Raw genomic sequence first — 24055 nt, forward strand, 5'->3', positions numbered from 1 at the left:
CGAAAAGCGCCGCTCCGGCCTTCTGCAGAAGGCCGGAGCGGCGCTTGAAACCAACGAAACGACAAACCAGTGAAAGGGGTCAATTCCTGATGTCGGCAAAGGGGTCAATTCCTCGTGTCGCTTGACAGGAGCTCCGGGAGTACTTCGCCAACGACGATCGCTCGGCCGCAAGGTCAATGACGGACTAATGGTCGGGGCGAGAATGCAACCGAACTCTTCCACGGCTACGCCTATTGCGGCAAACCGTTGACTGTGCTTCCGGCATCGCCGCGCTGGAGGTTTATGAGGAAGAAGCCTGCTGATACGAGCGGTAAAGGTTGCAGGGCATTTGAATGTCTCTCTGAACTCGTTGCAAGGCTTTCCGCACGTCGTTGATATCCGGAACCTTGGTCTAATCGGAGCTGTGGAGCTGACGCCGCGTGAAGGCGCATCGGGAACACGAGCTTGCGGTATCTTTGTCGATTGCTTCAACAATGACCTTGTGACCCGGGTGACCGGCGATATCAATGCTGTCTCCCCGCCGCTTATCATCGAAAAGGACGAGAACGAAGTTATGGTGTCGAAAATCAGTGATGCACTGAAGCGCGTGGCATAGGGATCGAGCGCGGTGGGAGGCTCAACGACCATGACAGCCGTTGTATGACTTTTGCCGGCGCTTGTGTTGCGGGTAGCTCGACGAAAAAAATCGTCGCACCTGTTTCAGTCAGCTTCACCGCTTCATACGAGCCGTTGCGCTATTCATCAATCACCGCCACCGCGCGTGTCCATCCAGCCGAGCCGCGCTCGACCTTGACCGGAAAGCAGATCACCTGGAATCCGCTCGCTGGAAGTGCCTCAAGGTTATGTAGCTTCTCGAGGTGGCAGTAGCCGATCGTCCTGCCCGCCTTGTGCCCTTCCCAGATTATGCCCGGGTCATGGCTTTCCGCATAGCGACGAGCAGTGAAGACGAACGGCGCATCCCAGCTCCAGCCATCCGTTCCTGTCACTCGAACGCCCTGATCGAGCAGAAACAGCGTTGCCTCCCGCCCCATCCCGCAGCCTGATCGCACATAATCCGGCTGGCCATAGCGGAGGCCTGCGCTCGTGTTGACAATTACTATATCGAGAGGGTTGAGGCTGTGCCCGATCCTCTCGAGCTCCGCGTTCACATCTTCGGCAGTTGCGACGTAGCCGTCCGGAAAGCGGCGAAAGTCAAGCTTGACCGCGTTCCCGTAGCACCATTCAAGCGGTACTTCGTCGATTGTCCAGGACCGCTCTCCCCCGTTCATCGTTGGATGAAAGTGCCAGGGAGCATCGAGGTGCGTGCCGTTGTGCGTTGTCATTGAAACCTTCTCGATCGCCCAGCCACTCCTGTCCGGCAGATCGTCAGCCGTTAGCCCGGGAAAGTGTGGAAGCATCCGTTCCAGAGCCGCCGTGTGGTCGATGTACTCTATCTGGGGCTCGGATCCGGGCGGGTCGGAAGCTATTCCGGCCTGGAGTGGGACGGAAATGTCGATGAAACGCCGAGGCATCTTGGACTCCTGCTTTTACGTAACACTGCGTTGACGGAGTGGTGCGGGATCGTCGGCAAAGTCGATGGAGTTGGAGAGCCGACCAAGTCGCTCGACTTCGACCACGACATGATCAGACGACGCGAGCCATGGGAACCTCTCCTCGCCGTGTGTCTGGGCCAGCTCGAGGATGCAGCCAGTCGCGCACGTGCCAGATCCGAGGATGTCTCCTGTTCGCACCGTTGTCCCACGGGACGCGAAGGATAGCATCTCCTCGAATGACCAGTAGATGTCCGCGAGGTTTGCCTGGGTGTAGAGCTTGCCGTTGACCGTCACCGTGATGGCGAGGTCGAACCCGGCACCCTTCCGATAGGGCTCAAGCTCGTCCATCGTGACAAGGCAGGGGCCGAGCGTCGTGGCGAAATCCTTGCCCTTGGCGGGTCCGAGGCCGACGGAGGTCTCGAGCCTCTGCAGATCCCGGGCGCTCCAGTCGTTCATGACCATCAGGCCAACGATGTGGCGCCCGGCCTTCTCGGGAGCGATGTTGCCAGCCGGAAGTCCCACTACGGCTGCGACCTCGGCCTCGAAATCCAGCTTTCTGCTGCCGGGCGCGCCAAGGATCCTTGTCCCGCTCCCAGTGACCGCACCAGGGTTCGTGAAGTAGAAAACGGGTATCTGGAACCATTCCTCCGCCATCGGCAGTCCCCTGCTCTGCCGACCCGCGCGAGCATGCTGCTCAAAGGCGTAGAAGTCGCGGATGGATGGCGGCTGGGGGATCGGCGCCATTAGCTCTGCCGTTTCGAACGCGAAGACTGCGTCCGGAGCGCTGATCGCCCGTTCGGCCGCACGGGCGAGCGTCTCCCCTTCATCACCCAGCAAATCGATCAGTCGCTCTCCGGGCGGAAGGGCAAGGATCATGTCTTCATGAAGCAGCCCCACCCGCTCCTGGGACATTTTTGAAAAAGTGACCCATTTCATCGCGAAGCTCCGATGCCCTGTTCTTTCTTCATCAGGCCTCTCCCGCCGGAATAATCGGGAGAAGCAGCCTGCTCGGATAAGCGGGTCCCGTGTGAATCGTGGTGCTGCCACCGAAGATCGCGGGGCACCGGTCGATCGGGTCGTCATGCAGCCAGGGACCGGATCCACGATGGGGTGTTCCGGATCTTAGATCGACCGGACGCGCGAAATCCTTGCCTCGGATGTCGAGGCGCAGCCGGAAGCCTTCGGGAAGCACGACGCAGGTGGGCCAGATCTCGACATCGATCTCATAGATTTCGCCCGGCACCAGTGGCAGCTTCTCGTCGTGGGTATGAAAGGGTCGGTAGGGGAGCGAGCGGAGCGGACAAAGCTTCCTGTGCGAAGCCCGGAGCCAACCCTGCGCAAGAGGTGTCCGCGGGTCCACCGTCCCTTGAAAATCAACCTCACGACCGTCCGGCGAAAATGCTTGCAGCGTGACGAAGAGGTCGGCATCCGAGGTCGTGGAAGAAACGAACAGTTTTAGGGAGAGAGGGCCGGTGATCTCTGTTGCCTCAGGCAGCGGTGCGGATTCGAGCCAGATGCCTTCCCCGTCCGCGTTAAAGGTCGCTGAACCGTATTTGCGGGGCGTTGCGTACCCGAGGTTCATGTCGGTCGTATCGAGATAGGCTGGAGTCCACTTCGTCCTTGAGAGCGGCCATTCGTTCTCCTTTCTCGGCGTGACATCATCGGTGAACGGGTGCCGTACATTCAGCATGACGCGGTCCTCTTCGCGCCAGCCGTTGTCGATACCTTTGAGGTAGCAGTCGAAGAAGCGCTTCTGCAGATCCATTCCATATGGAAGGTAGAACCATTCCTCGTGGCGACCCGGGTGGGCCTCCAGCCACTTCTCCGCCGATGCTGCATTCATGAAGGCTTCGAAGTTTCCGCGCGGGTGAAGACCGAAGCCTGCCCAGTTGGCGGAACTCAGGAACGGAACCTTCACCTTTTCCCAGTCGGGAGCGCGCGAGCGGTACCATTCGTCGTCGAGTTCGCGCGCCCTGACGTTGTCGAGCGTGTGGGCGCGGTTGTCCGCACGGTTGCGCTCCGACTGCTTCAACCCACCGGAACTGCGCTCTCCGGTCCATGGATCGACCGGAGCCGCCGCGTTGCCGTGCTGCACTGACAGGATCTGCCGGGGATACCAGGTCTCGAGAAACTTGTTCGAGAGGATCCCGCCGTGCCTGACGAAGTCACGGTAGAAATCCGCCGCTCCCTCCCAAGGGATCATCGCTGCGAGATGGGGAGGCTGAAGCGCGGCCACGTGCCACTGGTTGATCGCATAGTAGGAGATGCCGTTCAGACCGACCTTGCCGTTCGACCAGGGCTGCGTTCCCGCCCACTCGATCGCATGGAAGTAGTCGAGCGTCTCGCGGGGCGAGAGGATGTCGAGCTTTCCGGAGGTCCGGCCTGCACCGCGGGAGTCGATCCTCACGACCGCGTATCCCCAGCCCACCCATATCTCAGGGTCCACGGTCTCCCAGGTGAGATACTGCTTCTCCGAGCCTGCCAGGAGATCAGGATGCCGTGCCGACATCCATTCCCAGCTTGCCTTGTAACCTTCCTGATAGCGAACGCCCTTGCCGTACGGCCCGAGGGTCATGATGACCGGAACCGGATGGGTTTGGCCCGGCCGGAAAACGTCGGCCATCAACTCAAGCCCATCGTCGACAACGATGGGCACGTCTCGTTCGATTATCATTGCTGATTCCTGACTGGCACCTAGGTCAGTTGACCTGAACGCCCGATTCCTTGACCAGGGTCCGCCACTGCGCGACGAGTTGCTGGTAGAAGTTGTTCAACTGGGCGGGTTCGACGTTTGCAGGCGCGACACCGAGCACCTTGATGCGCTCCGCAACTTCGGGATCCTGAGCCGCCCTGCTCAAGGCGTCGCCAAGCTTCCGGACGACGGCTTCAGGGGTTCCGGCGGGAGCGAGGAACATCTGGAAGCCGCGCGCATCCGAAAATCCCTTCACGCCCTGCGAGCTGAGGCTCGGCCATCCGGGGTAGGCAGATGTTCCACTCGGACTGGTTACGCCGATTAGCTTGACCTGTCCCTGGTCTACGAACGTCTTCGACGAAACCAGCATGCCGAGTTCAATCTCGCCGCCGATGATCGCCTGGGCGACGTCCGCTTCGTTCTTGAACGGCACGTGCACCATCTGGACGCCGTTGTTCTTCGCCATGACCTCCGCGAACAGATGGCCAGCCGAACCCTGCCCGAAGGTCCCGTAGCTGAGTTTCCCCGGGTTCTTCCGCGCATATTCCAGCAGCTCCGGGCCGTTGGCGACCGGGAGGCTCTTCGAGGCCACGAGCGCAAGCTGAGTTTCGCCCACGAAGGCGACGGGGATGAAATCCTTGGCCGAATCGTAGGAAGGATTCTTGGCGAGTGCCTCGGCTGCCCCGTTCGACGTCCCGTTTGCAAGCAGCAGGGTATAGCCGTCCGGGTCTGCGCGCTGCACGGCAGATGCGGCGATGATCCCACTCGCGCCCGGCTTGTTCTCGACGATGTATGTGGCGTCGAGATAAGTCTTGGCCTTATTGACGACCAGGCGGGCCAACGTGTCACTCAGACCGCCAGCGCCGCTTGGAACCACCACGGTTATAGGCCGGGAGGGAAACTCCTGCGCTGTTGCCCGGCCGGCCAGACAAGCCGCGTAAGCGGAAATCGCCGCCAGCAGGAGTGTCCGTCGTATGATACCCATGATCTCTCCTCCGATCTTCAGGTGAGTTCACCGGCGACGTCCTCCTCGCCGACTGGATGAATGCTACGACGCGCCTTGCCATTTGCATAATATGCGTTCTTTATGTTTCCCATGCTTGTCTGTTATGGCTGATTTGAATGCGACATCTGGACAACGAATCCCTGCACTGCTTTCTGGAAGCGGTTCGTCACGGCTCGATATCATCCGCATCGCGATCACTGGGTCTGGCGCAACCCGCCCTCACCAGGAGGATACAGCTTCTTGAAGAGCATTTCGGGGACCGCCTGCTGTCGCGGCATCGACGGGGAATAGAACTCACCGAGACCGGTGCAATCGTGGCAAAGCGCGGGGAGGAGATCCTGCGGATGTCTCAGGAACTTGCTGACGAGGTCCGATCGATGGTTGGGCGTCCGGCCGGACTCGTGAGGTTTGGCTTTCCGCCATCGGTCGGAATGCTGTTCGTCGGACGGATCCTGGCCGAGTGCGTATCTCGGTTCAACGACGTGAAGCTACACCTCGTCGAGAATGTCTCCCCGGCGGTCCGCGAAGCACTCATCGACAACCGCCTGGACATGGCGATCATGAGCTGCAGGTCCGGCCACGAGAGCCTGAGATGCGTTCCGCTGTTCCATGAGCAGCTTTGGCTTTTCGCGGCTCCCGACCTGTGGACACTGCCTCCCGGATCCGTGTCGGTCGATGCTCTACAGGAGCTTCCGGTAATGCTTGCGAGCTTTCTAATGCAACACCTGGAAAACAAGGTGCCGCTTCGGGTGATGGCTGCCGTCGATGCTCTTCCTCTTGCTCGGGAAGCCCTTTTCGAACGTGCCGGCTATGGGATATTTCCCTATTCCGCTCTGGAAAGAGAGTTTAAGCGAGGTGAGCTTTATGGAGCGCCGATTTCCGGCCTGACTGTATCCCGTGGGCTGTTTTTTAGGAAGGACCGGACCACGTCGAACGCGATGCGTCTTGTCGAAGACCTGGTGAAGGCGCGGGTTTCCATGCTCATCTCGGAGCGCAATGACATGTTCCAAGAAGTCCTGGGGGACGACTACATCGTCTGACGCTTTTACGAATCTTGACCATTTCGCGCGATATTGTGCTGACGTTGGTCAAGCTCGTGCGAAGGCGTGTTCACGAGAGCGAATATCACGCCGACGGGTCACTCACTGCTCTTGAACCTTTGCATTCTCAAGTTCCAGTTGAGATACTTCCGCAAGCGATTGCGCCCGCTCGAATGAGATACCAGTCTCGGCACCACGGGCCGAAAGCGACGTTGAACGCGAAAGAGCCTGATTGGCGGCCCTCAGGCGAGCTTCCGCTGCAGCGGCAAGGGACTCTGAGGCTGTCACCTGCGCCTGCAATTGTCTGATGCGTTCCTGAGAATAATTTTTTGACCGCGTCCGCAGCAACTCAATCGAGCCGTTTACCGAATCAAGGTTCGTGCGAAGGCGTTTTGCTTCAGCGTCGGTCTGCGCGCGCTCATTGACGAGATCATTGAGACGCATGCTGTCGACAAGGGGATCGTTGATGGAGCCGAGGGGTTCGCCTGCGCTTATCCGCGCGCCTAAGGGCTTCTGGCTCAGGTCAAGGTTGCCGGCAATGGGCGCGCGGGTCGTGGTGACCCTGGCATTGATCACGGCATCGGCGCTGGCGCCCGTCAGTTGTTCCCCCACGATAACGTAAAGAGCTGCAATTATCAGAATGATACCGACGAGGATTTTGATAAGCTTCATTGTTGGACTCGGAAAAAACAACCTGACGCTGTCGAAATGACCTAGTGCGGAGCCGCGGTGTGTCAAACCCGTGATGAGAACAACATGGTGATCATTCGGGTAGCAATTCCAACGGGGCGTTGCTAAAAAGCGGCTGTTCTTACCCCTTCATTCTGCTATGGACGCACGAGACGTAGGGGATGCGGCGCACCCGATCCGCAGGATCGGCCTTCTCTCCGGCAGGCCATGAAGTGGATCTTCTTAGTTTGCACGGCGTCTTGCCGTTCCGCTTGGACAAAAGAGAGGGTGCTGCTCTGCGTCCTTTCCCTCCAGCGGTTTCAGGCGTCGGCTTTCTGACGCCCTTCACGCCCCGCCATTGGCCTGATCCATTCTGCTTGCCGCAACGGACCGGTTCCGGCCTTCTTGCTTGGCTTTCAGCAATGCCGCATCCGCGCGGGTCAAGAGTGTTTCCACCGCCCCTTCCAACGGAGAGGCCGCGACTCCCAAGGATATGGAGACGGCGCCGATGATACGGCCGGAATGGGAAAGTATGGCCGCCCTGATCTTCTCCCGCAGGTCTTCCGCCAGTCGCAAGGCCTCGGCTTCACTGAAACCAGGCAGTAGCACGGTAAATTCTTCACCGCCGAAACGGAATGCGCCTCCTGCCTGCCCCACCGTGTCGCGAAGGACCTGACCAACATACTGCATGACCATGTCGCCGGCGTCATGACCGAAGTCATCGTTGAAGCGCTTGAAGTGGTCGATGTCGATCATCAGACACGCATGTGGCTCGCCACCTTGGTCCCGCGCGTATCTTCGCAGCGTCTCATCCAGAAAACGGCGGTTGAAGAGCCCTGTGAGCGGATCGCGGATCGCGAGGTCGGTCAGCTTGTCGCGAAGCTGAAGATTGGCGATCGCAAGACCGACGTTTTCGGCGATCAGCTCAAGATAAAGCCGAGAAGTTTCCAGGCGAAGCGCTGTGCCACCCCGTTCCTCCAAATACAGAAGGCCTATTGCGTCACCCTGGGCCGTCAGAGGCACACACAACGCCGAAGCCTCGCTTCCGTCCAGATGCTGGCAAGGAACGTCGGCATCGACCGAACCGCTTGCGTGCGGGCGACCCCGCCGCAGTCCCCAGCAGGCAGAAGCCTCGAAGACGCAGCCAGAATGCTGAGGCTCCAGCCACACCCCTGCCCGCGTCAGCAAGCCTCTGCTCTCGTCGAGGAGATAGAGACCACCTGCAATATCGGGGAATATTTCTGGCGCGAAGCGTGCGACGACATCCGCCAGCTCCTGTTGATTCTGGCACGCCTGCAGCCGGTGCATCATCTGCAGGATGAGATCCTTGGTGCGCTGATCCGCTCTTCTTTCCGCATCGAGACGCTCGCGTTCGATCCCATTGGCGCGAAAAATCTGGATGGCGTCGTTCATCTCGCCGATTTCGTCGCGCCGCGGATCGGCGGGGACGTCGACCGTATAGTCCTGTTTCGCCAGCCTGCCGACAATTCCCGTCATCCGGACGAGCGGTACGGCAACGCGCCGTCGCAAGATAAAGTAAAGGACGGCCAGGAAAAGCACCCCGGTGATGCCGAGCATGATCTTGGCGAGAAGGCTCCACCAGTCGCTGCGTGCCCGGGCCGCTTCGAGTTCTGCGCCAGTCCGCGCCGCCGTCATGTCCCTGAAGTGGCGGACCGTGCCGAGGAGTGCTGTCTGCAGTCTTTCGTGCTCAGCCCCGAAAAGCATGCCTTGAGCACCGGCCCGGTCTCCGCGCTGAAATGCCTCGACCGCCGCGATCTCGATCTTGTCCAGTTCCTCCGCCTCCGCGCCGATCTCTTTGAGGGCTTCAGCCTCGGCCGCCGGCAAGCCTTTTGCCATCAGCTTCGTCGCAGCGGCTTCACGCTGTCGTTCTGCCTCCTCCTCCGCGTGAAACGCTTGCAGATGGCGCTCTTCGCCGCGCATGACATAAAGCCTGGCCTCATCGCTTCTCACCTCCGCTCCGAGCGCGAGATCTTCCGCCAAGGTATCCAGCGTCAAATGCTCTTCGACCGCAAGCCGTTCCTGAATGGCGCTGCGCGAGGACATTATGAACGCCGCGCCCGAAAGTGCCGTGAGAACGACCGTGATGCCATAGGCCCAATTGGTGATCGTGCTTATTCTCATGCATGCACGATAATGCCGGGTCCTTGCGGGAGAATTAAAGATAACCCTAACATGCACCAGGGATCGCCAGGGATCGCTATCTTTTTGGCCGGAATGTGAACGAGAGTCTTACAATGCCTCTGCGCGGCTCCGCAAGAAACCGTTTACGGTGCGGCACCGTCGGGGGGCCGGCGCGGCAAAGCAAAAAGCGCGGTAGTGATGTAAATGAGAATCCGAGCCCAATCACCGCCCGGTAGATAACTTGTCGCTCGCCATCTCCGCGCCTATTCGCCTAGCGTTATATGTTTGAGGAACGATCATTCCGAGCCGGTCCTTGACGCATCTTCCTGCTGCCTGACCTCTTTCAGCAGCTTTTCGCGCGGGTCGTCGGAAAGTTTCTTCTTCGTCGCTTCGATTTTCGCGTCATCGATGTCGACGGGCCGCCCGCTGTTATCGGGGAAGCCTTCCGCGGTCTGTCCAATCGACGTGTCTTTTGGTCTGTCATTCAGACCCTGGGTGAGCTTTTTGTCTGCCATATCGAGTCTCCTTTTTCTGGAAACTCCTGGGTAGCCCTTTTGTGCCGATGTGCAGGCGGAATGATAGCCGGGCGTGTCAACCGGCACCGACGTCGAACGCGGTGCCTCATAAGACAACGCTCCAAAAGAAATGGCGCAGCCCGCGGCCGCGCCATTCGAACTACGCCGTTGTCGGCTGAGACTGTGGCTGAGGTTTCATGGTCTGCCACCGAGCCAGCAAGGAAGAAGCAGCTTTCGTCGTCCGGCCGAAGTTGCCTTTGATCTTTCGGCGGCGCCGGATTTCAACGACAAAGGGCTTGGTTTGCGACCGCATGCTCAGGCGACCTTCTTTTCAGCTTCGATCTGCAGCGGCGCCTTGGCATTGCCGGATCCATCGCCGATTTCGATCCGGCGCGGCTTCATGGCTTCCGGGACCTCGCGCTTCAGGGCGATCGTCAGCAGGCCGTTTGTCAGCGACGCTGCCTCGACCTTGACATGATCGGCAAGCTCGAACCGGCGCTCGAACGTCTGGCCGCCGATGCCACGATGCAGATACTCGCCCTCCTCCGTTTCCTTTGCCTTGTTACCCTTCACGATGAGCACATTGCGTTCCTGGGTGACGTCGAGATCGCCCTCCGCAAAGCCGGCGACCGCCATGGTGATGCGATAGTCGTCCTCGCCGGTCTTGACGATATCATAGGGCGGCCAGCTGTCGATCGCGTGCAGGCGCTGCGCATTGTTGAGGAGATTGAAGACGCGGTCGAAGCCGATGCTCGACCGGTAGAGGGGTGCGAAGTCGAATTCGTTTCTCATAACCATATCCTCCGTAAAGCAACATGGAATGGAGACGCAGAGGAAACTTGCGTCTCCCGGTTACCGGCCCCCTTTCTGGGCTGCCGACATATTCGATCTGGTTTCGCTCTTTTCCCGGTTCAAGAGGCGGTACGAGAAATTTTGAGGCGCCTGCGCTCCGCAGACATCGTCAGCCGATTTCGCGGAAAGTGACTGAATAGCGAAGCTGACCGACCGGCGGGATGGAATGCTCCCACTCGTTGCGCGCAGGCCCCGAGAGCACGTAGACGGAGCCGGGTTCGGCAATCACCGAGGCGCGCTCCCATTTGTTGCCCGCACGGCGCCTTAGCCTGAAGGTGCATGATGACAGCAACGAGACTCCGACAACCCTTCCGAAGACGTTCTTGTCCTTGTGCCAGCCGATCGGCGCGCCGGGCGCGTATTGGGTGACCAGAGCCTGCTGCAGTTGATCTGGCGCGATGCCGGCAAAGGTCGCTGCAATGGACCGCGCCGGCAGAAGGAATGGCGGTATGTCTTGGGTGCGCCGTACCTGCTCGGTGTCAAAATCGTATTTCCAGCCGTAGGAGACGACCCTCCGCTTGCCTTCGAAACCATGGAAGTCGAACGGTTTCAGCGGCAATTGCGGTATCTCATGCAGGAGGTCCAACTGGACGTCTTCTGGAACCATATTGGGTTTGTAGCGGAAACCCGGCGGCAGAGCCGGTTCAGCGCCCCTAAATAGATCTGCTTGCGCTGAGAAACCCATGGGCAATCCTCCGCCTCAGTGAACGCTCGGGACTTTAACGACCGCGGCAAAATCCTCTGCCACGAGTTCGCTGATCGCGATCAGCACCTCCTCGGCCGAAAAGCCGGAGGCGATCGTCGTGCGAATTAGATCTTGCAGGTCTGGCTCGATGACATCGCGGCAATCTTCAAGCTGCTCGTTCGAAACCGTAATGCTGTGCAGTTCTTCCATCATGTGCCCTTTCAAATTATGCCGGCAGCTACCGCGCCGATGCCCTGCGATTGGTGGCGGGCAGAAGCCCTTCCCGCTGCATCTTCTTGCGGATGGCCTTGCGCTGGCGGGCAATCGCCTGAGCCCTTTCGCGAACCCGGCGCTCGGAGGGTTTCTCATAGGCCCGGCGGGCTCTCATCTCGCGAAACAGGCCCTCACGCTGCATCTTTTTTTTTGAGCGCGGGCATGGCCTGTTCGACATTGTTGTCTCTGACGATGACCTGCATCTTGTTCTCCTTGTTCTTGTTGTGACTCAACCCAATTGCTCGGCGATGATGGCTTTGAGTTCCGCGCGGGTGAGCAGGCAGGGATATGGTTTGTGGTTCTTGTCCGGACGGTCGGTAACTTCGCCGCGGTCGCGCGGCTTCGGCGCCGCCGGCGTGGTGGCATTATCTGCTTTGTTCAATTGAAATCCTTCGCGGGACACAGCACGTGACGCGCGAGATCGTCGACGTTCACCACGTCCCATCGCGGCTGTGTGAATATTTGAGTGATATCTGAAACATAAGAAGCGGATCGCGCCATTACAAGACGACGCGCCGCCATCAGGAACGTCGAACAATGGAAAAGGGCGCTCAACCCACAAAGGGAGCGCCCTTTTCTTCTAACCCGGACAGCCTCAAACACCGGCGAGCAACGCCAGGCAGGAGGCCGTCGATACGGGAGGTGAAGCGTAAATATGGAGCGAAGACCGCGATTTCAAGTGGCGACGAAATGTAGTGCTTGCTAATCAGCCATGGCTAATGGACGTTCTGAGTCGAGGGATGCGCATGCAGTTACGAAGGTCAATCGCGGAGCGTGTGATCGCCCGCGCTCGAAGACGCGGAATGCCGATCGATGAAGACGTGGAGTATATGGCCCTCGTCGAGCAGTGGGTTGAAGGCGAGATTGAAATTGGGGAGATGCGTCAGCGCTACATCGACCTCCTTGCTCGCCGATCCGCCGAACGAAAAGCACGACGGGAAGACCCCGCCTTCATCGAAAGCTCTCAATTTGCTGCGGCGCCAAGCGCTCTGGTGGATACCAGCGACCGGGCGACATCTACCGCCGACGATGAAGCAGCTGCTGTTTCGGACGATGTTGCCGGAGGCCCGCCTCCAGAAAAGGCGAGCCCAAAAGCTTAGCGTCTATATGGAGGCCGCCCGCGCGGCTCGCAGCGTCTGCGGCTTCGGCGCGGCCTTCCAGGGCGCCATGACGGCCGGCATCCCGGCTTCGAGGCAGGCGGCCATGAACGCCTCCCGCGCAATGACGGCCGGTACAATGCCATTCAGCGCGCCGCGGCAGGTTTTTACGGCGCGCTCATGACGCTCGCCGTGCCGCAGAGGCCATTCGTTTTCCAGGAAATCAAGAGCATCATAGACGCCTGTGAAGGTGCGCTCCAGGCCACACTGCAGCCGGATCGTCACCGGACGCGTCCATGGAACATCGTTGAGCGGCATTTTCTTCCTCCTTCCAATGCCACCGGTCTTCCTCTCGAAATGATATTGTAAAAGCAAGCAGACGCTTCAAGAGGCGGTGTGCCGGCGATCATGCTCCCGCCGGCGGGGGTGAAGTTTGTTGGAGAAGAAAGAAAAAGACATGCTCGTCGCCCTCAACGACCATGGCGCCGATGACCGCGCCGTCATCGATCCGGCGGAAGTGATCTATGATCGGCTGGCGATCATAGATCATTGCTGTGCTGGTTTTGCCGCGGAACGATAACGGTTGAAGCGAGGCGACAGGCGCGCTAGCCCGCAGGACCTTCTGCAGATAGGTGAACCAGTTCCGCGCGATCCGGGTGCGGCCGAAACGGCTCAACCGCAACGCCAGTTCGAGCGGAATCCGCGCCGGGTCGATGGCTACGAGCCGCCGCGGCCCCGCCTGAAACAGCAGCGCATCGGCGCGCAGGTCAGGATGAAAGCGCTTGCCGTACCAGCCGAGATTTTCAAGCACACCATCGAGAGGATGCCCGGTCGCGATCCCGTGGCCTTGCCAGAGACCGATCATCTCATCGGGCATCACAGGCTGCAGTTCATCGAAGAAGCGCAGTGCTTCGTTCTGGGAACGGAAAACCACCGGCGGCTGCGAGCTTAGATCGCCAACTTCGTTCAACCCGCGCCTCCGACTGGCGTGATGACCTTGCCGCTTCCCTTGCAATCGGGGCATCTATTCCCGTCGACCTTGCCCGTTCCCTTGCATCGGCGACAGGTATTTTCGGCGGCGAAGGGCGTATCTTCCGGTACCGTGTCGGTGTTTTTGTCTTCAGGAGTTTGATGGGTGGGGTCGGTCATCTTGCGCTCCGATCTACGAACATTGGTCAAGTCCAACATCGCGTGGAAGGCGATGTTCCAGTTCTGACCAGCAGAGAACGACACGCCGAGAAACCTAAAATGCAAACGCTGCTTGCACGCGGCCGTCCGAGTGGGATGAGACCCTGAAACTTCCTGGCGGCAATGGCTGAAGGATTTCCGCTTCCGCGCGGGTCAGATCAAGCCATGCCATCCGCTGTTCACGCCGAAGCACGGCCATCTGCCGCTCATGGAAAGGCGCAACATCGTCATTCGCTGTGGTCGTCAGGATCGCATAGGATTCCGAGCTGCAGGCGGCGGGAAGCGACCATCGGCAGGCGCACCAGTTCGGCGACAACGGCGCCGAGACCGCCATAGCGCAGCGCCTCCTCGAAACTTGCGAGCACATCCTCCTCACGGCCGGCCTCGACGTAGATCACCCGGTCGGGATGCAGGCCGACCTGCGCCAGAGCGGGGGCAAAGAGATCGGCGCGGGTGAAACACCAGACGACCTTGCCTTTCGTTCTTGCCGCAATGCCGCCGACGAAGAGGCCGGCCGCTGCCCCATCCACCGCACCATTGCCGCCGCCCGCCACCTCATGAAGGGCGCCATAGGCGAGCCCTCCTCCCGGAAGACAGTCATCGATGTCGGATACGCCAAACGGCAGCACTGTCTTCTGGCGGCCAGCGGCGCCTTCCAGATGTGCGATGCGCTCGCGCAGTTCCGAAAGAACGGCAGTGGAGGCGGATTGGCTCATGGTCTCCTTCTTCGCGGGAGCTGTTATTACTTGAGAGAAACGAATATGTTCTGTATTTGTTCTAAACAGGAAAATGAGTCAATGCGCATGTACGGCGGCTTTGCAGGGCTCCATCGGTGGAATCGTCGGTTCAATAAGTGGATTCAGGCCGATGACTGAAGAGGACTTTTTTTGATGCCGAGACGGCAGGTGATAGTCGATGGTCTCCCGACCCTCCGCCAGGTGCGGGATCCGATTATCGAACTCGATTGCCGTCTGTGCCGGCGTCGCGGCAATCATGAGCGGAAACGGCTGGTAAAGGTCTTTGGCGCCGGGGTCACCCTTGCGGAACTCCGCCGCCGGATGACGGTGGGCTGCGAGAGGATGCATACGGCGGAAGGCGACCGATGCGGCGCCTATTTCCCATGTCTGGTGGAGAGCGTATCGTCGCCGGACGAAGGCTGAGCCATGGACCAGGACGAACGCACAGATCGGCCGCGCAAGGTCATCCATGTGGACATGGATGCTTTCTACGCGTCGGTCGAGCAGCGCGACAATCCGGAGCTTCGAGGAAAGCCGGTCGCCGTCGGCGGCTCGGTCGCCCGCGGCGTCGTAGCAGCGGCAAGCTACGAGGCGCGCAAGTTCGGCGTCCATTCCGCCATGCCGTCGGTCACAGCCAAACGCAAATGCCCCGAGCTGATCTTCGTCCGGCCGCGTTTCGATGTCTACCGTGCCGTCTCCATGCAGATCCGCGAAATCTTCGCCGAGTACACGCCGATGATCGAGCCGTTGTCGCTCGACGAAGCTTATCTCGACGTCACCGAAAATTTGAAGGGCATGGAGATTGCAACCGAGATCGCCACGGAAATCCGGGCGAAGATCAAGGCCGCCACCGGTCTGAATGCCTCGGCGGGCGTCAGCTACAACAAGTTCCTGGCCAAGATGGCGAGCGACCTCAACAAGCCGAACGGCCAGGCGGTGATCACGCCGAAGAATGGTCCCGCCTTTGTGCAGGGTCTGCCGGTGAAGAAGTTTCATGGGGTGGGTCCGGCCACCGCCGAGAAGATGCACCGGCTCGGCATCGAGACGGGTGCTGATCTGTTCGGCAAGGAGCTCGATTTTTTGATTGAGCATTTCGGCAAGTCCGGCCCCTACTTCTATGGCATCGCCAGGGGCATCGACAATTGTCAGGTCAAGCCGGATCGGGTCCGCAAATCGGTCGGCGCCGAGGATACCTTTGCCGAGGACGTTCATGCCTACCAGCCCGCCCGCGAGGGCATCCAGCCATTGATCGAGAAGGTCTGGGGTTATTGCGAGGCGAACGGCATCGGCGCAAAGACGGTGACGCTGAAGGTGAAGTATTCGGATTTTCAGCAGATCACTCGCAGCAAGACGGTGCCAATGCAACTGTCGTCGATTTCGGAGTTGGAGGAGATCGTCGGCTTCCTGCTCCAGCCGATCTTTCCCGTGAGGAAGGGAATCCGCCTGCTCGGCGTCACCCTGTCTTCGCTGGAGCGGATAACTGACACGGCCGCCTCTCAGCTTGCTTTGCCGCTAGCGTAGTCATCGACGTCCACACGTGCTCGCTTGATGCCCAAAGCAATTTCAAGCTTTTGCTTTTCGTCTCATCTATGTGCTCCACGTTGCGGCTCTGCTAAATCGAAGCGATGAGCTACTCTGATTTTATTATCTACGTCGATGAGAGCGGCGACCACAGCCTGACGTCCATCGACGTCAACTATCCTATTTTTGTCCTGTCATTCTGCATCTTCGAGAAATCCCAGTATTCCGCTCTTGCCAGTCGGGAGCTTCATGATTTCAAGTTCAGATGGTTCGGTCACGACAGCTACGTACTGCATGAAAGCGACATCGTGAAACGGAGATTTCCGTTCAGCTTCTTGCAATATGACGATATTCGAAATGCATTTATGGAGGATCTTTCGAGCGTCCTCGAGGCAGCCCCAATGACGGTGATTTCCGCTGTTATCAGGAAGGATGCGTTGAGGCGGCGATACGCAAATCCCGAGAACCCATACCAGCTTGCGCTCCTCTTCTGCTTGGAGAAGGCGAACGAGTTTCTGCGCTCAAGGAACGACGAAGGCGAGTGCCACATCGTGTGCGAGTCTCGCAGTCCGCGCGAGAAGCCTGGACGCGGAAAGGAAGATTTGGAACTTGAACTTGAGTTTCGGAGGATTACCGCCGGTCAGCACTATTTACAGGCGGCCGGAGCATCCATGCCTGATTTCGAGATCAACTTCGTCTCAAAACAAGCGAACAGTGCCGGTCTTCAATTGGCAGATTTGATCGCACGTCCAATAGGTCTGCGAATTTTTGCGCCCGCAACAGCCCAACCGGGCTTTCGACATCATCCAGCCGAAGATCTGGAGGGGACCTCAGGATCAAAGCTCGTGGTATGGCCTGAAAGTCTTTCCTTGAAAAGCGAAAGGCCCCGGTAAACCGAGGCCACGACGCCGACCGGGAACGAACCCCAATCCATTTGATCTCTATATATAGGCTTCCTAACCGCACCGCAAGGGATCAAGGTCAGTCACCTGGAAGGGATGCGAGCCGCCAACCCCGCCGCTACATGATCTTGCAGTTGAACGGGCTTGAACCTACGCCCGGTGTCTTTCGAGGAGATTATTTCGGTTAAACAAGAGCTTGAAGATGCGCCCGGAAAACTAGCGCCCGGGCTAGTCGTCGAATATGGAATGCCCAGTGTTTCCGCGTCGACGGCGAACTATTCACGTTGTCGGAAGGCGATAGCCGTCACCTCTCCGCGCACTTGAAGTTTCGTCATGGCGTCCTTCAGCCCAATACCACTGATCCCGGTCTTTTTCATGTCTGCGACGAGACCCACGATGCTTTCGGCAGCCAGTTCCGCTGACAAACCGCCTTCACGAATATTCGAGACGCAGTTCCGGCGTGAATCCAGATTTCCTGTTTGGGGCGAACAGGTCAAGTAGGCCCCAAGACTGTCGGCAGCGGAAAGGCCGGGGCGCTCGCCGATCAGCATGATGGAGATTCCTGCGCCCAATGCTTGTCCGATCGGATCGGACAAGGCAACCCGCGCCTGGCTGGCCAGAATGATTGGCGCCAGCGAAAAGCCGAGACCTCGAAGGCGGTGGACGATTGCCTTTACGACAGCGACGGCATTGATATCCACAGCGCTGGAAGAAAGACCGTCTGCAATGGTGATGACTACATCGACCCCCTCGCGCTGTTCTGCGACACGCTCCAGCCGCCCGGCAGATGCGGCCGACAGCCTTCGGCCGAGGTCGGGCCGGCGTACATATTGACCGCGGTCTTCTGCAAGACTCTCGACGAAAAGAACGTCGAGCCCGAGCTCCGTTAGCTGCCGCTGCACCTCAATGCCGTTCATCGGTGACCAGACAGCCTCTCGCGCCCGCGCATGATCGAGCAGAAAGGCGAGCGACGCCTTCGTGGGCATGCCAGCGCCGAAACGCCCAAGCCTGACGCGCGCTTCTGTCATCACCCTCAGATCCAAACCGCCCTCCGGCTGAACCTTCGTTGCAGGATTGTCCATCTTACGCCCCGAGAAGGTTGGAGTTAGCGAGCAGCCCGGTTAGCAACGCCGGGGCCCCGACCAAAGCGCCATCGGCATCGGTCAGGCCGATCTCCTGCAGCCAGCGTTCGAATTCCGGTGCCGGCGGACGATTCAGCGTCTCGCGGCAATAGATGGCGTCGTGATGGGAAAGCGACTGGTAGTTCAGCATGATATCGTCAGCTCCCGGCACGGTGATAACGAAGTTGACATTCGCTGCACACAGAAGCGTCAAGAGCGCATCCATGTCCTCTTGGTCAGCATCAGCATGGTTCGTGTAGCAGACATCCACCCCCATCGGCAGCCCGAGAAGTTTGCCACAAAAATGGTCTTCGAGACCGGCGCGGATGATCTGCTTGCCGTTGAAGAGATATTCCGGCCCGATGAAACCGACCACAGTATTGACAAGCAGCGGATCGAACTCGCGCGCGACCGCATAGGCCCGCACCTCCATTGTCTGCTGGTCGACGCCGAAATGCGCGTCGGCGGAAAGGGCCGCCCCTTGCCCGGTCTCGAAATACGTGACGTTGCCGCCGGGCATGCTTCGGTTCAGCGAACGCCCTGCCTCTTGCGCTTCCTTCAGAAGCGCAAGATCGATGCCGAAGCCGGTATTCGCCTTCTGGGAACCGGCCACCGACTGGAATATGAGGTCAACCGGGGCGCCGGCCTGCACTGCCTTGATCGCGGTAGTGACATGGCCGAGGCAACAGGTCTGCGTCGGGATCGCCAGCCTCTCGCGTAATTCATCAAGCAGCGAGACGATGCGGATATAGTCGCCGAGGCCGTCGGTCGCCGGATTGACGCCGATGACGGCATCGCCCGAGCCCATCAGCAGGCCGTCTATCGCCGAAGCCGCGATGCCCCGGCTGTCGTCGGTCGGATGGTTGGGCTGGTTACGGGTGGAAAGCCGGCCGCGCAGGCCGATCGTGTTGCGAAAACGGGTGACCACCTCCCGCTTGGCGGCCACCGAGACGAGGTCCTGCAGCCGCATGATCTTCGACACCGCCGCCACCATTTCCGGGGTGAGCCCGTAGGTGACCGCTTCGAGCACCCGTTGATCGGTCTCCGGCTTCAGGAGCCATTCGCGAAACTCGCCGACCGTTAGTGAGGAGATCGACGCAAACGCCATCGGATCGTGCTGCTCGGCGATCAGACGCGACACCTCGTCCTCGTCGGAGGAAATGACCTCCTCCTGCAGAAAAGTCTTCAAGGGCAGGTCGGCAAGCGCCATCTGCGCCGCCAGCCGTTCCACCGGTCCAGATGCAGCAATTCCGGCCAATTGGTCGCCCGACCGTTCCGGGGTTGCTTTGGCAAGAAGGTCTTTCAAATCGGCAAATCGGAAAACCGTCTGCTCGATGGTCGTGGCATAGGACATGGATGGGAACAACCGGGATAATTTCGAATCTGGAAAGCAGGTTATCGTATGTCAGGTACACCTGATCGCGCCCGAAGTGAGAACTGTCAGCATACGCCAAAATCGTCTAGGTGACGGGTTTAACCGGATATCCGGCGGCTACTTCACGAACGTCTTCGTCAGACCGGCGGTGCGATCGACAATCATGACGACGGCAAGCGTCAGCAGGATCAGCAAGACTGAAATGGCCGCGACTAGAGGATCCGCCTGGGTTTCGACATGCTGATAGAGTGCGACCGGCAGCGTCGTGATCCTCGGCCCCGTCAGAAATAGCGATATGACGGCCTCGTCGAAGGATACGAGGAACGACAACGCACAGGTAGCAACAATCCCGGGTGCCATCATCGGCAGTGTGATGCGGAAGAAGACGACAAGCGGCGAGCCGCCAAGCGTCGATGCCGCCTCCTCGATCGGGATGGGGAGTCCCCCCAGCGATGTTGTCAAAACCCGCAAGGCATAGGGCAGCACGATGACCAGATGGGCGATAACCAGCCCGGTGAAAGTGCCGAGAAGGTTATGCCCGGCGAACACGATCAGGATCGCCAGCCCGAGCACGATGGTAGGCAGCAGCAGCGGCGCGGTGAAGAATGACAGTAGCACGTTGGCGCCCGGCAACCGCATCCTGACAAGCGCATAGGACGCTGGCATGGCGATGATCAGGGAAAGCCCCGTCACGGCCACTGCAAGGAGCGTGCTCGTGCCGAGCGCGCCGATCATGTGGGTATCGCCGAAGAATTCGACATACCATCTGGTACTCCAGCCGGATGGCGGAAAGGTCATGAAATTATCCGCCGAAAACGAGATCGGCAGCACAAGGATCACCGGCGCCAGCAGGAATGCGAACATGAAGAAAGCGGTAATCTTCAGGCTGAGGGAAACAGGACGTTCTTCCATCTTTGGTCTCCTCTCCTCAGGAAATGGCCCGCAACAGGCGCGAATAAAACACCAGTGCCGCGCCAAAAACGACCAGAATGATCATCGACAAGGTGGCCGCCAGCGGCCAATTCAGCGTGACGATCGCCTGGTCGTAGATTTCGGTTGCCAGGAGGAATACCCGGCCGCCACCGAGGAGCTTCGGCGTGATGAAGGAGCTGATGGCGAGCACGAAGGACAGGAGGCAACCGAGAGCGATCCCCGGCATCGTCAGCGGCACGATGATCCGCCAGAATACCTTCCACGGTGGCGCCCCAAGTGTCTCCGCCGCTTCCTCGATCCGATGATCGAGGCGTCCGAAACCGGCAAGCAGGGCGAGGATCATATACGGCATCAGGATTTCGGTGAGACCGATCACGACACCGGTCTTGTTGAATAACAGACGAATGCCGTTTTCCGAACCAAAATACATGAGAATGCTGTTGATCAGTCCGTCGTCAGCGAGGATCGCGATCCAGCCATAGGTCCTGACGACTGCGGACGTCAGCAGGGGCGAAATCACCAGCACGAGCAGGAATGTCCGCCAGGCACCTTGAGAACGATGCAGGTATAAAGCGATCGGATAGGAACAGATCAGCGTCAAAAACGTGATGAACAAGCTTGTGGAAATACTCTGGCCGATCAGTTCCAAATAATAGCTGTCAGTGACCGTCCCGGTCCAATTTTCCAGGGTGAACGCTTCACCGAGTCCGCCGCCGGAAAGTGCTTCCCGGAACGACAGCATCAGCAGGTTGAAAACCGGCAGAACGAAAGCCACACCGTTGACGATGGCGATCGGCCCAAGGAGCAGTGTTGCGAGCGCGCCAGCGGATATCGGACGCTTTTCAGGAACAGCCGTCATGATTGCCGCCGCCGTCATTGCCTGACCTCGAACGCGAGCGTATCGGAAACTCGCCAGGCAAGTTCCACGTCGCTACCTTCCGCAAGCGGCGCACCGCCGCTTGCGGTTGCCTGTTCGACGGTCATGATCTGCTGCGCGGCCTCGATCTCATACTGGAGGATATCGCCGGAATAATAGACATGCCGGATTGTACCGCGAATACGGTTGGTCGGCTCCACATCGGCAGCGGCCTTTTCCAAGATCGGCCGCATGGCCATCCGATGCGGCCGGATCATGATATCGACAGTTCCCGCATGCCTGCCCGGCGCCCTTATGGTCATACCGGCTACATCGATGCGGTCGCCTTCAGCCTTGCCGCGCAGCCGGTTGGTGCGCCCGACGAACGATGCGACGAAAGCTGTGGCGGGCTGCTCATAAAGCTCCTGAGGCGTGCCGAGCTGCTCCAGCCGCCCGCCGTTCAAGACAGCAACCTTGTCGCACATGCTCAGGGCTTCCACCTGGTCGTGTGTCACAAAGATCGAGGTGATCCCGAGGCGCTTCTGGATATCGCGGATTTCCGCGCGCATCTCGTCGCGCAGCTTGGCATCGAGGTTAGAGAGAGGTTCGTCGAAAAGAAGGATGGAAGGCTCGATGACGAGCGCTCGCGCCAATGCGACGCGCTGCTGTTGACCACCGGACAACTGGGCCGGTCGACGCTCCTCCTTCCCTTCCAGGCGCACGAGCGCAATCGCCTCCCGCGCTCTGCGCTCGGCGTCGGCGGTCGGCACCCTGCGCATTTCCAATCCGAACATGACGTTCTTCAGCACGGTCATATGCGGAAAAAGCGCATAGCTCTGGAAGACGAGCCCAATATCTCGTTTGTAGGGCGGCGTTTTCGTCACATCGCGGCCGCCGATCGAGATGGTTCCCGAACTCGCCGGCACGAGGCCGGCGATCATCCGGAGAGAGGTCGACTTGCCGCATCCCGACGGGCCGAGAAAGGCAATCAGCTCACCCTTGGCCACGTCGAGGTTGAGGTTGTCGACTGCGGCCATAGCCTCATAGCGTTTGGTCAATCCCCTAATCGAGAGATGCCCGGGAAGGTTCTGACGCGTTGTGCTCATGATAGCTTGGCCTTTCTTCTGTCTATCTCGTAGGTGGCCAATATCAGCGGCTGAGCGGGATGACCTTGCGGCGCCATTCCTGCGTGATCTGGTCACGAACCTTGGACAGCGCAATCCAGTCAAGCGGAATGACGCTGTTCATCGACTTGACGACAGTACGGTCGATGACCTCAGGCGCAACATTGGCTTTGCTGTTCGTCGGGGCATAATACATTGCAGCCGTGAACGCTTCCTGGGCTGCGCGGCTGAGCGCATAATCGACAAACTTCCGGGCAGCTGCCTGGGATGGTCCGCCCTTGATGAGATTGATGGCATTGGTTTGCAGGACCGTGCCTTCTGCCGGCAGCGCAACCTTCAGACGCCCTTCCGACATATCGGCATTAACCTGCGCACGGGCATTCCAGCCTACGCCCAGGGAAACCAGGCCGTTGACGACGTTCGGATAGACTTCTGGCTTCGGCTCCCAGGTCTGGATGTTCGGAGCGACTTCCGCCATCGCCGCGATGCCCTTGTCGACGCCTTGGAGGTAATTCTTGCCGCCATTCATGTGGTCGAGGATGATCGTCGTGCTGATGCCGACGAGATCCGGCGCGCCGAGCATGGCGATCTTGCCCTTGAGCGCGCTGTCCTTTAGTGCGTTCCAAGACGTTGGCGCCGTCTTGACGGCTTGACTGTTATAGACAAGCACCAGATTGTCGAACGTCACGCCCACGCCGGCGACACCTTCGAAACGGGCGCTCGGGTAGAGGTCCACCACGTTCTTCGAAACGCTTTCGTCGATCTTGTCGAAGAGCCCTTCGTCGGTGCCGGTCTTGGCCACCGAGACGTCCATGATCGTCACGTCCGACTGCGGCGAGGCTTTCTGCGCGCGAAGTGCCCCGAGCATCTGCGCCGATCCCGGGAACGGGTAATATTCGATCTTGATATCCGGGTTGGCGGCCATGAACGGCTGGATGACGGCCTTTGTGTAACGTTCCTGGAACAGGCCGCTATAGGCGACCAGTGTCACTGTATCCTGGGAAAAGGCCGGATAGGCGGTTGCGGTGAGAAACAGAATCCCAGTCAGAAAATTCGTCGTTTTCATCTTATCTTGGTTCCCTTTGTTGCGCTCTTGAATGAGCGGTATTTATGTGGTCGGGGAGCGCCCTTAGGCGCTCCGCTTTGCTTCAACGAGCTTCGTCGCACCGGAAATATCCGGCAGCTTCTCTCCCGCCCGCAGCCGCTGAAGCAGGACAATTTCGGCTTCCTGCATCGAGATGGCACGCTCTGCGATGGCGCGCGCTTCTGTCGGCCGCAGTGCGACCACGCCGCTTTCGTCGCAGAGAACCGCATCGCCCGGATGAATGACCTGTCCGCCGACGCTCACCGGGACGTTTAGCGCCCCTTCGAGGCCGAGGATCTTGGTGGTGATCGGCGACGGCCCGCGGCACCACATCGGCATGTCAACCTTGGTGAATTCCGAGAAGTCGGTGGCTGGCCCATCGATGACGCCGGCCTTGACGCCGCCGAGCTTCATCGCATTGGTGATGACGCCGCCCCAGCAGGCGTGGCGGACATCGCCGCAACGGTCGATAACCACGATGTCGCCTGGCCGCACCAGTTGCGTCAGGTAATGCAGAAGCGACGAATCCGCATTGGGAATGCGCAGCGTCACCGCGGTGCCGGCGACCCGCTTGTTCGGCAGGACGGCGCGGATGCTCGGATCGACGAAGCCGGAATGGAGAACATGGCCGATCGTAGCCACTTCGACCTTTTCAAGAAGCTCTACGAGGTCCGGAGCAATCTGCTCCGGCATGGGTTGGATATCGAACAT

At 59.5% G+C, this 24055-nt stretch carries 27 protein-coding genes and 4 pseudogenes; 6 read left to right on the forward strand and 25 right to left on the reverse strand.

What is annotated here, in order from left to right; all coding sequences use genetic code 11:
* Positions 1-73, forward strand: a pseudogene (locus DMO26_RS35185) (ATP-binding protein); the annotation flags it as partial.
* A gap of 93 nt (positions 74-166) precedes the next feature.
* A pseudogene (locus DMO26_RS20455) lies at positions 167-595 on the forward strand (aminotransferase class III-fold pyridoxal phosphate-dependent enzyme); the annotation flags it as partial.
* Positions 596-734: 139 nt separating this feature from the next.
* On the opposite strand, the gene DMO26_RS20460 reads toward DMO26_RS20455, so the two are convergent.
* From DMO26_RS20460 to DMO26_RS20475, 4 genes are read right to left on the reverse strand one after another with little or no spacing between them, the layout of a single operon-like run.
* Positions 735-1511, reverse strand: a complete 777-nt coding sequence (locus tag DMO26_RS20460) for a cyclase family protein (protein WP_117194015.1) — start codon at positions 1509-1511, stop codon at positions 735-737.
* Between the two features lie 15 nt (positions 1512-1526).
* Positions 1527-2468 (reverse strand): fumarylacetoacetate hydrolase family protein, encoded by a 942-nt coding sequence (locus DMO26_RS20465; RefSeq protein ID WP_117194016.1) that lies wholly within the window; start codon positions 2466-2468, stop codon positions 1527-1529.
* A gap of 31 nt (positions 2469-2499) precedes the next feature.
* Positions 2500-4206, reverse strand: coding sequence for a CocE/NonD family hydrolase (locus DMO26_RS20470; RefSeq protein WP_117194017.1), 1707 nt, complete (start codon positions 4204-4206; stop codon positions 2500-2502).
* Positions 4207-4231: 25 nt separating this feature from the next.
* Positions 4232-5209 (reverse strand): Bug family tripartite tricarboxylate transporter substrate binding protein, encoded by a 978-nt coding sequence (locus DMO26_RS20475; RefSeq protein ID WP_117194018.1) that lies wholly within the window; start codon positions 5207-5209, stop codon positions 4232-4234.
* 137 nt (positions 5210-5346) lie between these two features.
* Here DMO26_RS20475 and DMO26_RS20480 point away from each other — a divergent pair, with 137 nt between their 5' ends.
* Positions 5347-6270 (forward strand): LysR family transcriptional regulator, encoded by a 924-nt coding sequence (locus DMO26_RS20480; protein ID WP_117194019.1) that lies wholly within the window; start codon positions 5347-5349, stop codon positions 6268-6270.
* Positions 6271-6372: 102 nt separating this feature from the next.
* Here the strand turns inward: DMO26_RS20480 and DMO26_RS20485 are convergent, their stop codons facing one another.
* The 8 genes and pseudogenes from DMO26_RS20485 to DMO26_RS33780 form a co-directional block, all read right to left on the reverse strand.
* Positions 6373-6942: an HlyD family secretion protein gene (locus tag DMO26_RS20485; protein WP_117194020.1), complete on the reverse strand. Its 570-nt coding sequence runs from the start codon at positions 6940-6942 to the stop codon at positions 6373-6375.
* Between the two features lie 342 nt (positions 6943-7284).
* Entirely contained in the window at positions 7285-9081 is a 1797-nt protein-coding gene (locus tag DMO26_RS20490) for a diguanylate cyclase (RefSeq protein WP_117194021.1), read from the reverse strand.
* A gap of 296 nt (positions 9082-9377) precedes the next feature.
* Entirely contained in the window at positions 9378-9596 is a 219-nt protein-coding gene (locus tag DMO26_RS20495; protein WP_117194022.1) for a hypothetical protein, read from the reverse strand.
* A gap of 315 nt (positions 9597-9911) precedes the next feature.
* A complete protein-coding gene (locus DMO26_RS20500; RefSeq protein WP_117194023.1) occupies positions 9912-10388 on the reverse strand; it encodes an Hsp20 family protein in 477 nt (158 codons plus the stop codon).
* Positions 10389-10557: 169 nt separating this feature from the next.
* Positions 10558-11133 (reverse strand): alpha-ketoglutarate-dependent dioxygenase AlkB, encoded by a 576-nt coding sequence (locus tag DMO26_RS20505; RefSeq protein ID WP_117194024.1) that lies wholly within the window; start codon positions 11131-11133, stop codon positions 10558-10560.
* A 15-nt stretch (positions 11134-11148) separates the two neighbouring features.
* Positions 11149-11343, reverse strand: coding sequence for a hypothetical protein (locus tag DMO26_RS20510; protein ID WP_117194252.1), 195 nt, complete (start codon positions 11341-11343; stop codon positions 11149-11151).
* A gap of 28 nt (positions 11344-11371) precedes the next feature.
* A pseudogene (rpsU, locus tag DMO26_RS20515) lies at positions 11372-11609 on the reverse strand (30S ribosomal protein S21).
* Positions 11610-11635: 26 nt separating this feature from the next.
* Positions 11636-11788: a hypothetical protein gene (locus DMO26_RS33780; protein WP_162894997.1), complete on the reverse strand. Its 153-nt coding sequence runs from the start codon at positions 11786-11788 to the stop codon at positions 11636-11638.
* Positions 11789-12209: 421 nt separating this feature from the next.
* On the opposite strand from DMO26_RS33780, the gene DMO26_RS20520 reads away from it, so the two are divergent.
* Positions 12210-12506, forward strand: coding sequence for a hypothetical protein (locus DMO26_RS20520; RefSeq protein ID WP_117194025.1), 297 nt, complete (start codon positions 12210-12212; stop codon positions 12504-12506).
* Positions 12507-12509: 3 nt separating this feature from the next.
* Here DMO26_RS20520 and DMO26_RS20525 read toward each other — a convergent pair whose 3' ends face one another.
* The 6 genes and pseudogenes from DMO26_RS20525 to DMO26_RS34970 form a co-directional block, all read right to left on the reverse strand.
* Positions 12510-12821 (reverse strand): DUF982 domain-containing protein, encoded by a 312-nt coding sequence (locus DMO26_RS20525; protein ID WP_117194026.1) that lies wholly within the window; start codon positions 12819-12821, stop codon positions 12510-12512.
* Between the two features lie 88 nt (positions 12822-12909).
* Positions 12910-13473: a GXWXG domain-containing protein gene (locus tag DMO26_RS20530; protein WP_226951370.1), complete on the reverse strand. Its 564-nt coding sequence runs from the start codon at positions 13471-13473 to the stop codon at positions 12910-12912.
* Entirely contained in the window at positions 13470-13652 is a 183-nt protein-coding gene (locus DMO26_RS20535; RefSeq protein WP_117194253.1) for a hypothetical protein, read from the reverse strand. Before DMO26_RS20535 ends, DMO26_RS20530 begins: the two co-directional genes overlap by 4 nt.
* A 94-nt stretch (positions 13653-13746) precedes the next feature.
* Complete coding sequence (locus DMO26_RS20540) at positions 13747-14058, reverse strand: SOS response-associated peptidase family protein (protein ID WP_117194028.1); 312 nt, start codon at positions 14056-14058, stop codon at positions 13747-13749.
* Positions 13955-14407, reverse strand: a pseudogene (locus DMO26_RS20545) (ImuA family protein); the annotation flags it as partial. The gene DMO26_RS20540 and the pseudogene DMO26_RS20545, both read right to left, overlap by 104 nt.
* A gap of 78 nt (positions 14408-14485) precedes the next feature.
* Entirely contained in the window at positions 14486-14776 is a 291-nt protein-coding gene (locus DMO26_RS34970; protein WP_162894998.1) for a hypothetical protein, read from the reverse strand.
* A gap of 78 nt (positions 14777-14854) precedes the next feature.
* Here DMO26_RS34970 and dinB point away from each other — a divergent pair, with 78 nt between their 5' ends.
* Both dinB and DMO26_RS20560 read left to right on the forward strand, forming a co-directional pair.
* Complete coding sequence (dinB, locus tag DMO26_RS20555) at positions 14855-15949, forward strand: DNA polymerase IV (protein WP_117194030.1); 1095 nt, start codon at positions 14855-14857, stop codon at positions 15947-15949.
* 104 nt (positions 15950-16053) lie between these two features.
* Entirely contained in the window at positions 16054-16842 is a 789-nt protein-coding gene (locus tag DMO26_RS20560; RefSeq protein ID WP_226951371.1) for a DUF3800 domain-containing protein, read from the forward strand.
* Positions 16843-17126: 284 nt separating this feature from the next.
* Here the strand turns inward: DMO26_RS20560 and eutC are convergent, their stop codons facing one another.
* The 7 genes from eutC to DMO26_RS20595 form a co-directional block, all read right to left on the reverse strand.
* Positions 17127-17933: an ethanolamine ammonia-lyase subunit EutC gene (gene eutC / locus DMO26_RS20565; RefSeq protein WP_117194031.1), complete on the reverse strand. Its 807-nt coding sequence runs from the start codon at positions 17931-17933 to the stop codon at positions 17127-17129.
* Between the two features lies 1 nt (position 17934).
* Positions 17935-19326 (reverse strand): ethanolamine ammonia-lyase subunit EutB, encoded by a 1392-nt coding sequence (locus tag DMO26_RS20570; protein ID WP_117194032.1) that lies wholly within the window; start codon positions 19324-19326, stop codon positions 17935-17937.
* 138 nt (positions 19327-19464) lie between these two features.
* Positions 19465-20259, reverse strand: a complete 795-nt coding sequence (locus DMO26_RS20575; protein WP_117194033.1) for an ABC transporter permease — start codon at positions 20257-20259, stop codon at positions 19465-19467.
* Positions 20260-20275: 16 nt separating this feature from the next.
* Positions 20276-21157 (reverse strand): ABC transporter permease, encoded by an 882-nt coding sequence (locus DMO26_RS20580; protein ID WP_117194034.1) that lies wholly within the window; start codon positions 21155-21157, stop codon positions 20276-20278.
* The gene (locus DMO26_RS20585) at positions 21154-22242 is read right to left on the reverse strand and encodes an ABC transporter ATP-binding protein (RefSeq protein WP_117194035.1); all 1089 of its coding nucleotides are present in this window, start codon (positions 22240-22242) and stop codon (positions 21154-21156) included. Before DMO26_RS20585 ends, DMO26_RS20580 begins: the two co-directional genes overlap by 4 nt.
* Before the next feature lie 43 nt (positions 22243-22285).
* Positions 22286-23326 (reverse strand): ABC transporter substrate-binding protein, encoded by a 1041-nt coding sequence (locus DMO26_RS20590; RefSeq protein ID WP_117194036.1) that lies wholly within the window; start codon positions 23324-23326, stop codon positions 22286-22288.
* Between the two features lie 63 nt (positions 23327-23389).
* Positions 23390-24055 carry an RraA family protein gene (locus DMO26_RS20595; protein WP_117194037.1) on the reverse strand — a complete coding sequence of 222 codons (666 nt, stop codon included), beginning with the start codon at positions 24053-24055 and terminating at the stop codon, positions 23390-23392.

This window comes from Rhizobium terrae, assembly GCF_003425685.1.
GTDB lineage: Bacteria > Pseudomonadota > Alphaproteobacteria > Rhizobiales > Rhizobiaceae > Neorhizobium > Neorhizobium terrae.